This window comes from Echinimonas agarilytica (genome assembly GCF_023703465.1).
Lineage (GTDB): Bacteria > Pseudomonadota > Gammaproteobacteria > Enterobacterales > Neiellaceae > Echinimonas > Echinimonas agarilytica.
In genome coordinates this window covers 314,994-329,545 of record NZ_JAMQGP010000003.1, presented here as the reverse complement: position 1 = coordinate 329,545, position 14,552 = coordinate 314,994, and the positions used below count along the sequence as shown (strand labels likewise).

The following is a 14,552-nucleotide window of genomic DNA, read 5'->3' as shown; positions in this document are numbered from 1 at the left end:
ATTAGAGCCTAAGCGCTTAACTTAAATTGCTTGACCAGAGCCTGCTGTGATTCGGCCAAATCCTTTTGCTCTTTAGCGGCTTCAGATATTGTCTTTCCTACTTCAGCACTAATATTGGCTAAATCGTTAATGGCCCGAATATTCATCGCTATTTCATTGGTGGCTGCAACCTGCTCTTCAGCTGCCGTTGCTACTTGGTTGCACATACCGGTAATTGAAGAGATGGCGCTATTGATTTCATCCAGTTTAGTTTTTACCGACACCGTATTCTCTAATGACGTGCGCACATCTGAAAAGCTCGCTTCAATCGACTTGGATACACCGTCGGCTTCATTTTGAAACCGCAACACCATTGACTCAATCTTTTCTGTAGATTCTTGAGTACGTTGTGCCAACGTTCTAACTTCATCAGCCACCACAGCAAAGCCTCGCCCTTGATCTCCTGCTCTAGCAGCTTCAATAGCAGCATTTAATGCCAATAGATTGGTCTGCTCCGCAATAGACTTAATCACATCAACAATTTCATTGATCTCCTTACTGGAGTCTTTCAGTTGAAGCACTTGCGTGTTCGCTTCAGACATTTGCATATTCAGCATATTCATTTTTTCGGCATTGCTCTGAACTTCACTCAATCCGGATGCACTCATTTCAGCGGCATGTTTGGCGGAATCAGCCGTCATGGTTGTGCTGCTGGCAATTTCATTGACTGTTGCGGTCATCTCCTCGGTAGCCGTTGCAGCTTGAGAGGTTTCCATGCTTTGACGGTCGAGGTTACCGGCATTTTCCGCCACCGATGAATTGGTAAGATCTGCCGCAGCGCTCAACCTCACGCTATTATTCTCAATCTTCGAGAGCATGTCGCTCATCACATCCATCATGACATTTAAACTTTGTGCGCTTTGCCCAAGTTCATCGCTCGACATCTCTGGCGCTCTGAGCGATAAGTCTTTGTGTTGAGCAACCCGGTTAATCGTATTTGCTAATTCCTGCGCTTGAGAAATTAATAATTTAGACACTGAATAAGCCAGCCCAAAGCTCAAGAGCATCAATAACGCAATAAAAACGGAGTAATAGAGAATATGGCGATTGGCCGTTGATTTCTTGCCTTCCACCATCTTTACTAAATTATCAGCGAGTTGGTCTTCTAGGTCTTTCAAACCATTGATTCGGCTAGTAGATGATTGAAACCATTCTTCACCATCTACACCAAAATCACCATCATTGAATTTGGCTCGAACAATGCTGCGAATTCGTTTCACATTCACTGCAGCGCTGCTGCTCTCAAGAGCACCTACTTGTTGTGTAATATCTGCAGTTACAAATTGTTTAAAGATATTCAGCATGGCAAGCTGCGTGCTTTCCCAACCTATAAACAAGTCATACATGTCCTGGGTAGGTTGCGGACTGGATAAAATCGTACTCAGCACTGCACGTTCTAAACCTGAAAGCTCCTTAATTTGACTCAAGATGTAGACGTTGCCCAACAGAGTTGTCATTCGCCCATCATTCGAAGAGTTGGAGATCGCAGCACTGAGTTTGAAAAACAGCGTGTTCAGCGACGAATAAAACCCAACCACATCACCAATCGAAATAGATTGTGCATCAACCTCTGCTCTTCGCCGAGTTAGCTGAGACAGAGCACTGATGATAGAGGTGAGATCTCGATGCACTTCATCATGACTTTCTCGGATATTTTCATTCAGCGCTTTCAAAAATGGTAACGAACCCGAGAGTACTTGATCGGTCTCTCGGCGCTGCCCAGCTAGCGTATTACCAAAACTCTTGCCCTTTGAGCCCAGGAAAGCAGCGGAAGCACCCCGCTCTTTTTGCAACTCATGAACAATTCGAGTCCCAACAATAGAAAGATCGACAATTGGCGTAATCTCAGTAATTTCTGCTTGTTCATCAAGTTTGCTATCTAACTGCAATACCGACAACACAATGGCACCCAGTAAAGCCGGAGCGACAAGCAGCGTGAGCTTTAATCGAAATGATAAATTCCGTAATAATTTCATATTGCCATGCTCTTCTTACCATTCGGATCGAAGATTATAGTCAAGAATCGAAATCTCGTATGAGCTTAAAAAATCGTCAAAATTGGATTTGAGAAGGTTTGAATGAGTCTGGCATTGAATGGAGTTGGTGGGCAAAAAGAAAAGCGGAGGCAGAAATTCTGACTCCGCTTGTGGGCGGTACTCCATCAAACTCGAATGTCGAATATTACAACTTCTGTTGACGGCGGCGGAAAGCAGACACTCCACCGAGCAACGCAAGCCATGCGACAGAGAGAATACCGAATGAACCGCCACTTGAAGATTTTTCCTCTTCTGGAGCTGGAGTCTCAGGAGTTGTTTCTTCTGGGTCCGTTTCTTCTGGGTCAGTCTCTTCTGGATCAGTCTCTTCTGGGTCTGTCTCTTCTGGGTCTGTCTCTTCTGGGTCTGTCTCTTCTGGATCCGTTTCTTCTGGGTCAGTCTCTTCTGGGTCCGTTTCTTCTGGGTCAGTCTCTTCTGGGTCAGTCTCTTCTGGATCCGTTTCTTCTGGATCCGTTTCTTCTGGATCCGTTTCTACCGCATCAGGGTCAATGAGATGAATGAAGCTAAAGCTGTCACCGTTCCATTGCCAATCACTGCTACCAGTGCTGGCAATGCGAACTGTTTTAGTGCCTGCAGACGCTACGTAGAAGCTATCGCCTGACTTTCTAGCTTCGTAATTGCCCCAGTCACCTGTTCCGTCAAAACTCATACTTTGCATCAGTTCATCATCAAGAGTGACGGTCAAACCAATATTCGTCGCAGTCGACGTGGCAATCAGAGCTTCAGTGCGATAGTGCCCTGCTTCTGCGAATTCAACCGTGTACTCACCCCAATCACCCGAGGTGTTGTAGTTGATGAGATCACCATTGACGTTAAATCCCAAAACCGTATCGCCACAACACTCTTCACCCGTTTTACCGGTTTCAATGAATGACCCAAACGTAGTTGTAACTCGCTCACCTTCTTCCCATTCCGATGTATCTTTTGCGGCAGCTTCACTCATAGGCTTATAAAAACGAACCCAATCAACACGGTAGTTGTTTTTGGTATCGTCGGCCAAAGTCGTATCCGTTGGCGTGATACCTTGCTCCTCACGCCAATCTTGATCTTCCATATTAATAATTACAGACATCGGCTTACTCAAACCCGTACCATTGGTATAGTCGTACTTATCGAGCGGGTTAAAGTCGGTCTCAAACGATCTAACCACACCGTTGGGGTCAAGATATGAATAGCCAGTGTCGGTCATGGTTCGTACCCAGTTTCCGTCAATGTAATATTCAATATGGTTAGGGGCTTTCCAGTAAACGCCTACGCGATGATACTCTTCACGCCAATTCGTTCTGCCTGTCTCATGATACCAAGTCCCTAGCACGTCCTCACTATCACTTGGCTGGTAATCTGTAAACGGGTCACGAATAAAGGTATGCGTACTCAGGTGCATACGTGCTGCAAACCACGAGTTATCAACGTCGATAACACCATCATCATCGGTATCAACACCATCTGCACCATAGGCTTCGATAATGTCGATCTCTTCCGTTGAATCGTCACTCAACAACCAGAATGCATTGGCCAATACCGTATTACTTAATTTTGCGCGTGCTTCTAAATAAATCGGGTAATTCACGTGCTCTTTTGAAGTAATGCTACCAACATAAACGCCGCCGGCTTTAGCATCATCTTCAAAATCAAGTGGAATACGGCTCGCACGTAGAATCAGTTCTCCACCTTCAATCGATGAATTGTCTGGCTTCCACACTGTTTTACCTGGGCCTTGCCAGTCATTGATAAAACCTTCTTTCCAGCGCGTAGCAAACTCTTCACCTTTGTCGGCAGCTGGCGCAGAATAGTTAAAATCATCAGATAACGATTGTAATACCCAAACGTTTCCTTCACCGGCATCAGCAGGAACAGGAAGTCCATCCCAGTCTGCAGCGTATGTCGCGAAAGAGGAACTGATTAAAATAGCAAGTGCAGTTTTTTGATAGTTAGCCATGTACAACCCAACGGTTAGATGATGATTTATTGTTAACAATGTTACATAGCTGAATTGATCTGTATCAATATGAAATATTCAAAAAGCAGACTCGGATCTCATTCAACTTATGATAACTGCTTGTCAAACAAACCGTATAATTATCTAAAGCCATTAATTAATGAGGCTCTCGAACCATTTTACACATAACGTTTATCAACCAAAAAATCTGTACAAAAACATCTCTGTGACTATTTTTCAGTAGGCGTTAGGAAGTGGGAAGGCGAATTAGACGATATAGAAGCTTCGACATCAGAGCTCGATGTTCGGTCTTTCAACCCCACGCCTGAGAGTTTCAGAGTTTGGGATTCTTTGAGCAAATAAAACGCTTTTTGACTGGCATCATCATAATTCAGACCTTCAGGGCGAATGTTAGAAATGCAGTTCCTTTGCGAATCTTTTGCCCCGCGCTTGGCGGCCCATGTGAGATAAATGCCCATACTGTCAGGCGAGGTTAAGCCAGGCCGTTCTCCGATCAAAATCATCGTAATATCAGCGTTCAAACACTCGCCTACATCATCCCCAATTGCCACTCGACCTTGAGTCACAAAAGTTAACGGTGCAACCGACCAATCATGTGTTTTATCCGCGAATAATAAGTTCACAAGGCGTTCAATCACCGCTAAGGCATGATGATGAATAGCCGACGCTGATAACCCATCGGCTACCACAATGACTAGATCATAATGTGTTTTATGGGCCGTAGCTTTCGGGACTGAGCTCTGAAGCTGTTGCCATGCATCATCATTAAGCTGTCGACCTAAATCGGGGCGTTGTAAATAAATCATGCGATCTCGGGCTTTACTGGTCACCACATAAGGCGGTAACAGCGCCGAGTTCGCCAACGTCTGATTGGTGCTAAATTGTGCAACCAGTGCTTTGGTCTCTAATGCATTGTGAACCGCATCAATTGCCCGCGCATGATCGAGTTGAAAGGCCAATAGTTTATCCGTTGGAATGCTATTTCCGGCGCGGCCTAAAGCGATCCGAGCTGAGGTAAACTGGTTTAGCTCCTGCCAAGGATTTTGAGTCACCAGCGTCGGGCATATCAATGCCGATTTATCAGAATATTTGCTCACACATCCTCCCGACTCAGCAAAGAAATGACATCACGAAAAGGTTTGGCAGAACTTTGGCTCAAGTGCACTTGGCCTACATCACTGAATATGCCCATATCAGTCAACCATTGTTCAAATTCGGGGGCGGGCTTGAGCCCAAGCGCTTTGCGCGCGTATAGAGCATCGTGAAATGAGGTGGTTTGATAATTCAGCATGATGTCGTCTGAGCCAGGGATCCCCATAATAAATGAGCATCCCGCCACGCCCAATAACGTCAGTAAGTTGTCCATATCATTTTGGTCTGCGTAGGCATGATTGGTGTAACAAATATCACAGCCCATGGGCAGCCCTAACAATTTACCGCAGAAATGATCTTCTAATCCCGCACGAATAATTTGTTTGCCATCAAACAAATATTCCGGACCAATAAAACCCACCACGGTATTCACTAGCAATGGATCAAAATGCCGCGCCACGGCATAAGCTCTCGCCTCACAAGTTTGCTGGTCTACTCCATGATATGCATTAGACGAAAGCGCGGTGCCTTGCCCCGTCTCAAAGTACATGACGTTGCGACCCACAGTGCCGCGTTGCAACGAATGTGCAGCATCTTGCGCTTCTTGCAATACGTTTAAATTGATGCCAAAAGCATCATTTGTGCCCTGCGTTCCGCCAATGGATTGGAACACTAAATCAACGGCTGCGCCTTGCTCTATTGCTTCTATGGTATTGGTCACGTGCGTGAGTACGCACGACTGAGTGGGGATCTGATAATGCTCGATCACTTCTTCAAGCATACCTAACAATTTGATGGTTTGTGCCACATTGTCAGTGGCTGGATTGATACCAATCACCGCATCACCATTGCCATACATCAAGCCGTCGAAAATAGTCGCGGCAATACCGTCGAGTGAATCGGTTGGATGATTGGGTTGTAAGCGGGTGGAAAGCCGGTTTTCAAGGCCAACGGTATTTCGAAAGGCTGTCACTACTCGACACTTTTTCGCCACCAAAATAAGGTCTTGATTGCGCATAATTTTACTCACCGCTGCAACCATTTCTGGCGTCAATCCTGCACGTAGATTCGCCAAAGCTGCGCCATCAACATCATCATTCAGTAGCCAATTTCGAAAGTCGCCAACTGTCATATGCGACACTATAGAAAAGGCGTTTAGGTCATGCTGATCGATGATTAAACGAGTAATTTCGTCAGATTCATAAGGAATGATCACATCATTCAAAAAGGTCTTGAGAGGAACATTGGCCAATGTCATTTGCGCAATCACTCGCTCTTCAGCATTGGCTGCGCACACACCCGCCAACGCGTCTCCCGAACGCTCTGGAGTGGCTTTTGCCATCAGCTCAGCTAACGTATTAAACACGTAAACTTGATGGCCCTGTTGCCAACGGTAGGGTGCGCTCATCACTTGTCCTTTATTGCCTCACACACATGCCTATTAATCGAGCCTCACACTCATACAGAGCACCAGCAAATATTTCGCTGGTGCTCGCAGCGCTTACCCATAACGATATGGGCGACCCGCTTTGACCATATCAGCGTTGTACTTCTTAAATATTTCAACCACCTTGGCTTTGGTTGGAGACTCTTTGGCAATTTCTTCCCAAAATTTATGAGCTTCAGCTTCAACCGTTGCCCACTCTGCATCAGGAATAGAGGTCAGCTTCATCTCTGTGCCTTCTACTCGCAATTTTGCCTCGCCTCCCCAGTACCACCACTGGCGATGGTAATGTGAACTGTCCATACACAAGGCTAACAACTCTTTGAGATGTTCAGGTAATTCGTTGTAGCGCTTCATATTGGCAAAGAACGAACCGATCCAAGCGCCCGATATATTATTGGTTAAGAAATAGTCCGTCACCTTTGACCAGCCCACAGTATAGTCTTCGGTAATACCAGACCATGCTATGCCGTCTAGTTCTCCGGTTTGCAAAGCCACTTCCACATCTTCCCAAGGAATAGACACAGGCACCACGCCAAACTTTGACAAGAAACGCCCAGCGGTTGGAAAAGTAAACACACGTAAACCTTTTAAATCACTTAAGCTGGTAATGGGTTTTTTGGTGGCAAAATGACATGGATCCCAAGCTCCGGCTGAAATATGTTTCACCCCTACTTTGGCATATTCTTCTTGCCAGATTTCACCTAGCCCGTACTGATTGAAAAGTACTGGAACATCTAACGAATAGCGGCTACCAAATGGAAAGTACCCACCAAAGGTTGTGACTTCAGTCGGCGAAGCCATCGAGTCATCATCCGATTGAACAGCATCGATAATGCCTTTTTGCATGGCACGAAAAAGCTCTCCCGTAGGCACTAGTTGGTCGGCGTAATAAAGCTCAATTTGCATCTCTTCACCGGCGATTCGATTAAAGGTTTCAATCGCTGGTTTCACCACATGTTCAGCCAATGACGGCCCCGCATATGTTTGCATTCGCCATTTAATTTTGGGGCTTGCCGCAAACGTTTTGGCTGGCGCCAACATCGTACTGGTCGTGAGTGCCGCAGCACCGGTTAAAAACTTACGTCTTGAGTTCATGGTTGTCACTCCGTTTGAGATTCAAAGTAGGCCCCGTTGCCTACTCCGTAATTTGTCATTCGCAATCACTAAAACATGCACTTTCGTTAGCGTGCATACACATATTCCGGTAGCCATAACGCCAGTTGAGGGAACACCATAATAAGAATCAGCGAGGCCACCATAATGGCCACAAAGGGGCCAATAGAGCCGTATATATCGCGCAGGCTAATTTCAGGCGGAGCCATGGCTCGCATGAGGAAAAGGTTGTAACCAAAAGGCGGGGTCATATAGGCAATTTGCGAGGTAATGGTGTAAAGCACGCCATACCAAATAAGGTCAAATCCGAGAGCATGTACCAGCGGCACATAGAGCGGAGCAACAATCACCAGCATTGCTGTGTCATCCAAGAAGGTACCCATAATCAAAAATGACAACTGCATCAAAATCAGAATGGTCCACGGGCTCAAGCCCAATTGATCGGTAAACAACGCTTCAATTGATTTAACAGCACCAAGGCCGTCGAACACCGCACCAAAGCCCAACGCTGCTAAGATGATCCACATGAACATGCACGATATAGCCAACGTACTACGCACTGAATTTTCGAATACTTTTTTGGTTAAACGCCCTTTCACAATGGCAGCAAGTAAGGCCGCCATAGCGCCAATCGCTGAGCTTTCTACCAGACTGGTCCAGCCGTTCACAAAGGGCACCATCATCACCGCAAAAATACCAAAGGGCAGCGCGCCGGCACCCAACAAACGTAGTTTTTCAGCCATGGGAACATCGCGTTCTTGCGCTTCAAGAGCAGGCCCTAAACTTGGGTTCATGCGGCAGCGCACTGCGATGTAAATCACGAACAGTGAGGCCATCACCAAGCCCGGAATCACGCCAGCCAACCAAAGTTGCCCCACAGGCTGACGAGCGATCATGGCGTATAGCACCAGTACCACAGAAGGTGGAACTAAAATTCCCAACGACGACCCCGCCTGAATCACCCCTGTAACCATGCGTTTGTCGTACTTACGCTTTAACAATTCGGGCAACGCAATGGTTGCGCCAATGGCCATTCCCGCCACCGATAGGCCATTCATGGCAGACACCAACACCATTAAGCCAATGGTACCAATGGCCAAGCCGCCAGGCATGGGTCCCATCCAAACATGAAACATCTTGTATAAGTCATCGGCAATCTTGGATTCAGAAAGGATGTACCCCATAAAAATAAACATGGGCAAAGTTAACAACGGGTACCAATTCATTAATTTCATAGTGGCAGTGAAAGGTATTTCCACACCGCCAGTGCCCCACAGCACGATCGCGGCAACAGAGGCCACCGCTCCAATGGCTGCAAACACGCGCTGGCCGGTGATCATCAGCAGCATCATCGACGAAAACATGACAATTGCGATCATTCCATAACTCATTTGATCGGTACTCCTCGAATTACTGCAATATCTTTCATCAACTGCGAGATAGCCTGCAAAATCATCATCACAAAGCCCACACACATGGCCGCCTTAATGGGCCATAAGTAAGGTCGCCAAGCCGATCGGCTGCGCTGGCCGTACTCCAATGAATACAACATGCTTTCTAAGCCCCCATAGAGCAGCACACCTAAATAGAAAATAAGAAAGAACACAGTGAACGCGTCCACCCAAGCACGCTTGTGAGCCGACCACTCGCCGTAAAATAAATCCATCCGAACATTGGCATTGAGCTGAATCGCGTATGCACCGCCCAAAATGTAGTAGGCAACCATTAGGAATTGAGCAGACTCAAGTGTCCAAAGTGATGGCATGAAGAAAGTTTTGGAGATTGACGACCACAACAGAACACCAACCATTAGGAAAATTCCGTACATCATAAAGCGCCCTATCGCGCGATTAAACGCGTCGATGTACGTCACATAGGCAACTATAAAACTGGGCATTACATGTCCTTCTCGCTTACAACATGGGAGCCAACTCCCCCCAAAACCACAGCGTTTCTCGCGTGCAGCGTGACACTCACTGCGGACAACAGGCCTTATAAAATTGTCTTGTTTACAATGAACTTGGTTCAGTTTTTGCTCTATTTAATGCGCAAGACAGCTTTGTAAGAACACATGAATACAAAGCAATGTCTGTTCCCAGTCACTATCGAGAATTAGCAACAATAAAAAACCTATAAATAACAACATAATGAGTATGGTTATGCCCTGAATTGGAACAGATTTAGAGCCAAGGATGTAAAACATGCAGAAACAGTCCGCGCCCGCCAACGAGTCAATGTTGTGCACACTTCACTCTTATGATGCAAATCATCAAGCTGACAACCTTGTCAATTGGCAACAAGAATACGATCAGCTCAGCCCAGGCAGCTTTGCCGGTACTATTCACGAAATTAATTTTTCACATATTCACGCATTTAGAGAAGACACCAATTTAGGGCTGCGCCAGCAATGCCGAGTAGAAGATGGCGGTCTTTGGTTAGGATTTAGCGCCAACGCTAAATCCTGCAGAATTAACAACGAACGCACGGTGACCGATCAACTGTTATGTCGCCCTGGCAGCTTAGACTTTGAATTGCTCACGCCCGACAACTTTTCTATTTTTGGTTTAGTGCTGCACAAAAGCTTATTTAGTGAATACGCCAATGAAGCAAACCTTCAACCCATCTGCAGTATTACCGATGAGCTATGGCTCGATACCATTGACGAACAAACGCTTATGACATTCAGGCAGTATTTGACCTTACTGCTCACACCCGCCGGGAGTCGTTGGAGCCAATCCACACAGGAACATATTCTTCAGGATGCAGTACTTGAGTTACTCAGTCAGGTTCAGCCATCCTCGCCTATTCAAGTGGCGCCTCAGCAACGCCAGAGAATCATGGCACGAGTACATCAGTATTTAACTGAAACGCGACTAAAGTCGCCTGTGACGATTAATGAATTGTGCCAAGCGGTGCATGTGAGCCGTCGAACCTTGCAGTACACCTTTAACCACTGTTGTGACATGTCGCCAAAACAGTACATCCAGTTAATTCGCTTGAATCAAGTTCGACGTGCTCTGCTCAATTGTGAGCATGACTCGATTGCCGAGGCAGCATTTGATTTTGGCTTTTTTCACCTTGGGCAGTTCAGTCATGATTACAAGCGGTTGTTTGGTGAGACTCCTCAGCAAACGCGATTGCGTGAGGTGATAGAGGTATAGTCTATGCGGCAGTCATTGATTATTAATAGGGGATTTGTATCTATTTTAGTTCTTGATAGTATCTGTTTAGATCTGAAAGTATCTGTTTTCATTCTGTGCTACAACATCAAAGCGCTTGAGCACATGCCCAGCCAGAACTCCAAGCCCATTGAAAATTGTAACCACCTAACCAGCCGGTCACGTCCATCACTTCTCCAATGAAATACAACCCCGGTTGTTTTTTGGCTTCCATTGTTTTCGACGATAATTCGTTTGTATTCACGCCCCCCAATGTCACCTCAGCAGTGCGGTAGCCCTCGGTACCTGAAGGCTTAATGGTCCACGCGTTCAAGCGTTGAGCAATCGCTTCGAGCTGATTTTCTGAAAATTGTTTGAGTGGCTTCGCTTCTATCTTTTCGTACTCTAACCAGAGTTCTGCAACGCGCTTAGCCAATACGGTGGCCAATACGGTTTTAATACTCTTATCGCCCTGCTCTGTTTTCGCTTTAAGTAAAAAATCGATGGCAGATTCGTTGGGCAAGATATCAATTGAAACGTCTTCACCCGGAGCCCAATACGAAGATCCTTGCAACACGGCAGGCCCACTGAGTCCTCGATGGGTAAAGAGTATATTTTCGTTAAAGCTGGTGCCATCTTGCGTGGTGATTCGTGCATTCACACTGACACCCGATAGCGGCTCGAAGTGAGATTTTTCGTCGGGCTGTAAGGTAAATGGCACCAAACCCGCACGTGTAGGAAGTACATCTAAACCAAACTGCTGGGCAATCTCATAACCAAAGCCGGTTGCGCCGAGTTTAGGCATGGATAGCCCTCCGCTGGCTATGACTAATTTATTGCATTCGAGCTTGCCGTTGGGTGTTAATACGGTATATGTGGACGATTCAGCATCGTACGTCACTTCTTGTACGGCCGTACGTAACTGCACTTTGGCGCCTGCTTTGGTGCATTCGGACATAAGCATGCTGACGATTTCTTTAGCAGAATCGTCACAAAACAATTGGCCGAGGGTCTTTTCGTGGTAGGCAATACCATAGTCACTGACCAGCCCTATAAAGTCCCACTGGGTATAACGGCTCAGCGCCGATTTACAAAAATGAGGGTTTTGACTGAGGTAAGCACTGGGTTCGATGTTGTAGTTTGTAAAGTTACAACGCCCCCCACCTGAGATTAGAATTTTCTTGCCCGCTTGCTTTGCATGATCCAGCAAAAGTACATTTACACCGCGCTTTGCGGCTTCCGCCGCACACATCAGTCCAGCAGCGCCCGCGCCGATAATAATGCAATCCCAGTGGGTCATAGCAGTCTCTTTTTGGGTGGAGTCGAGCGCAGATTAAAGCCAACGCTTGATTGAGGCAAGTGCAATACGGCACTCTGCCAAATTTACACTAAAATTATGGTGTTTTAGCCATTTTAAAATGAACTGTTTATCAATGTAATGTCTAAGACTTGTCGGCATGCAAGTTTACTGTCTATTTACTTAACCAACATGCGTCATGGATGACTGTAGGAGCACTCTATTGTCTCAAGTGTACACAGCTCGTCAGCCAATATTTAATCGTTTTAATCGCGTAGTTGCGTATGAACTTTTATTTCGAGACTCTTCAGAAAACCGTTTTCCAATGCATGTTGCTCAAGATGTTGCGACTTCACGTTTGTTGGTTAACTCCTTCCTCACCATGGATATTGACGACATCACCCATCGCAAAGCTGCGTTGGTAAATTTTCCTTACGAAATGTTATTGAAGTATGGCAATGGCATGATCCCAAGCGACCGGTTGTGGCTGGAAATTTTGGAAACCGTCAAACCCAACGACGAAACCTTCGAGATCATTCGAAAGCTATTTCATGACGGTCACAAGCTCGCTCTTGATGACTTTATTTATACGCCCGAATGGGATCGGTTTATGCCGTTTGTTCGCATGATTAAATTTGATATTCAAAGCGACTCAATGGAGAACATTGAAAAAGCGTTGCGCCACATTCACAAATTGCGCGACGACCAGAAGCGAAAACGCATCCGTGTGTTAGCTGAGAAAGTGGAAACACTTGAAGAGTATGAAAAAACTCGGGCTCTGGGCTTTGACTACTTTCAGGGCTGGTATTTTGCTAAGCCAGAAATTATCGAAAGCAGCGATATTGAGAACAACACCGCAATGTTGGTGGCCATTAGCCAAGAGGTCATGAGACCCAATTTCTCGTACGATAAAATCACTCGGCTGTTTGAGCAAGACCCGCCCCTGTCGCATCGCTTACTGCGCTATTTGAACGCACCGGCATTTGGGCGCCAAGTCGATATTAAGTCGATACGCCAAGCGGTTGCATATTTAGGTGAAATTCAACTGCGACGGTTTGTGGCATTATTGGTAACAGCTGAACTGGGAAGTTCAACGCAACCGGAACTAACCCGAGTAGCAATGGTGCGCTCGCGTATGTGTGAGCTTATTGCTCAGTCTTATCTAACTTCAGAGCAAGCAGAAACTGCATTTTTAGCAGGACTGTTATCGACGTTGGATGTGTTGCTCAATACGAGCATGTCGGAAGTTGTGAAACGCATTCCTTTGCAGCACGATCTGCAACGCGCACTGACTGAAAGGGAAGGTACATTAGGTGGATGTTTAGCCATTACTGAAAAACTCGAACGGGGCTTATTTGACGAAGCGGAAGCCATTGCAGAGGCGCTTGGATTCGACGCTACCAACCTGTCTCAAGCATACCAACAAGCCATGACGTGGGAACTCGCCCAGCAGCATGCGCTTGCAGGTTAGTCAATCAAACCTTACACATTTTATAGTACAGGGCGCACATCAATAGGCGCCGTGTTCGTCAGCGTGCATAGTTACTTTATTCTGGTGTGGTTAGCTGCGCGAACTGAATGTTGCGCCATTCAATATCTGCGCCTTCACTTTGAAAAATAATCCGCCCTTTGTCCCGCCCTGCATGAATGCCCTTATTCACCAACTGGCCATCAAGCCAAACACTAACGCTGGTGCCCTCTTTGGCGGTTGTTTCTACCCGAATCTTCATCGCAGTCCATTGCTGAACTGGATTAATCGAGAGGCCCTCGCGCCGCGCTGCTAATCGAGCATTGGGTCGACGCGCATCATTGGAAAGCACATAACCTTGTTCTGGCTCCAATGAAAGTTGCTTAAGCAGTAAATCCCCTTCCCAACCTAACCGCAACTGAACTTCAATTGATGCAGGAAATGCACCTCCAGAACTCACAAAGCGCGCACCGCCAAGCACCCAAACACCGCTATTTTTACCCCGTTCTTTGCCCGTATAACGATAGTCGAACGAAAGCTCAAAATTACCGTAGTCCTGACGCACAGTATAAAGCCCGCTTTGCTGTCGCGTGGTTGGATTATGATCTGGATCGCCTTCAGCCCTTAGCGTACCGTCGGGTAAGATACGCCAGAATTCGTGCCCTTCAGATACGCCGTTGTTGGTGGACGTTTTCCATCCCGTAAAATCCTTTCCATTAAAAAAGTCTTGAACAATGGTTGGGGTACTTGCGGCATGGGTCAGCTCTGTATTGACAGCCACAGCGCTGAGACTATAGAACGAACAAACGGTCATTAGAGTCTTGAGCATTTATTTTGCCTCGTATGTAACTAAATCTCAGATTGCGGGATAGAGGCGAGAATTTAAATGGAGTTTTTGGTTGTTGATAAAACACCCAGCATTGC

The 14,552-nt window shown here is 46.3% G+C and carries 11 protein-coding genes; 2 read left to right on the top strand and 9 right to left on the bottom strand.

All coding sequences use genetic code 11. The annotated features are described in order from the left end of the window. Window positions 1–8: 8 nt before the first annotated feature. The 7 genes from NAF29_RS08725 to NAF29_RS08695 form a co-directional block, all read right to left on the bottom strand. The gene (locus NAF29_RS08725; RefSeq protein WP_251261184.1) at window positions 9–2,015 is read right to left on the bottom strand and encodes a methyl-accepting chemotaxis protein; all 2,007 of its coding nucleotides are present in this window, start codon (window positions 2,013–2,015) and stop codon (window positions 9–11) included. Between the two features lie 205 nt (window positions 2,016–2,220). Beyond that, entirely contained in the window at window positions 2,221–4,032 is a 1,812-nt protein-coding gene (locus NAF29_RS08720; RefSeq protein ID WP_251261183.1) for a carbohydrate-binding protein, read from the bottom strand. Between the two features lie 230 nt (window positions 4,033–4,262). After that, window positions 4,263–5,150 (bottom strand): ethanolamine ammonia-lyase subunit EutC, encoded by an 888-nt coding sequence (gene eutC, locus NAF29_RS08715; protein ID WP_251261182.1) that lies wholly within the window; start codon window positions 5,148–5,150, stop codon window positions 4,263–4,265. Continuing rightward, window positions 5,147–6,553 (bottom strand): ethanolamine ammonia-lyase subunit EutB, encoded by a 1,407-nt coding sequence (locus NAF29_RS08710; RefSeq protein WP_251261181.1) that lies wholly within the window; start codon window positions 6,551–6,553, stop codon window positions 5,147–5,149. The genes eutC and NAF29_RS08710 overlap by 4 nt, the downstream gene beginning before the upstream one ends. Window positions 6,554–6,646: 93 nt before the next feature. Next, a complete protein-coding gene (locus NAF29_RS08705) occupies window positions 6,647–7,687 on the bottom strand; it encodes a TRAP transporter substrate-binding protein (RefSeq protein WP_251261180.1) in 1,041 nt (346 codons plus the stop codon). Window positions 7,688–7,773: 86 nt separating this feature from the next. Next, window positions 7,774–9,096: a TRAP transporter large permease gene (locus tag NAF29_RS08700; RefSeq protein ID WP_251261179.1), complete on the bottom strand. Its 1,323-nt coding sequence runs from the start codon at window positions 9,094–9,096 to the stop codon at window positions 7,774–7,776. Next, window positions 9,093–9,602, bottom strand: a complete 510-nt coding sequence (locus tag NAF29_RS08695; protein ID WP_251261178.1) for a TRAP transporter small permease subunit — start codon at window positions 9,600–9,602, stop codon at window positions 9,093–9,095. Before NAF29_RS08695 ends, NAF29_RS08700 begins: the two co-directional genes overlap by 4 nt. A gap of 304 nt (window positions 9,603–9,906) precedes the next feature. Between NAF29_RS08695 and NAF29_RS08690 the strand changes: the two genes are divergently transcribed. Next, entirely contained in the window at window positions 9,907–10,866 is a 960-nt protein-coding gene (locus tag NAF29_RS08690; protein ID WP_251261177.1) for a helix-turn-helix domain-containing protein, read from the top strand. 106 nt (window positions 10,867–10,972) lie between these two features. Here the strand turns inward: NAF29_RS08690 and NAF29_RS08685 are convergent, their stop codons facing one another. After that, window positions 10,973–12,163: a BaiN/RdsA family NAD(P)/FAD-dependent oxidoreductase gene (locus tag NAF29_RS08685; RefSeq protein ID WP_251261176.1), complete on the bottom strand. Its 1,191-nt coding sequence runs from the start codon at window positions 12,161–12,163 to the stop codon at window positions 10,973–10,975. A 229-nt stretch (window positions 12,164–12,392) separates the two neighbouring features. On the opposite strand from NAF29_RS08685, the gene NAF29_RS08680 reads away from it, so the two are divergent. Then, the gene (locus NAF29_RS08680) at window positions 12,393–13,631 is read left to right on the top strand and encodes an EAL and HDOD domain-containing protein (RefSeq protein ID WP_251261432.1); all 1,239 of its coding nucleotides are present in this window, start codon (window positions 12,393–12,395) and stop codon (window positions 13,629–13,631) included. Window positions 13,632–13,707: 76 nt separating this feature from the next. On the opposite strand, the gene NAF29_RS08675 is transcribed toward NAF29_RS08680, so the two are convergent. Next, window positions 13,708–14,457: a 3-keto-disaccharide hydrolase gene (locus NAF29_RS08675; RefSeq protein WP_251261175.1), complete on the bottom strand. Its 750-nt coding sequence runs from the start codon at window positions 14,455–14,457 to the stop codon at window positions 13,708–13,710. Window positions 14,458–14,552 lie beyond the last annotated feature (95 nt).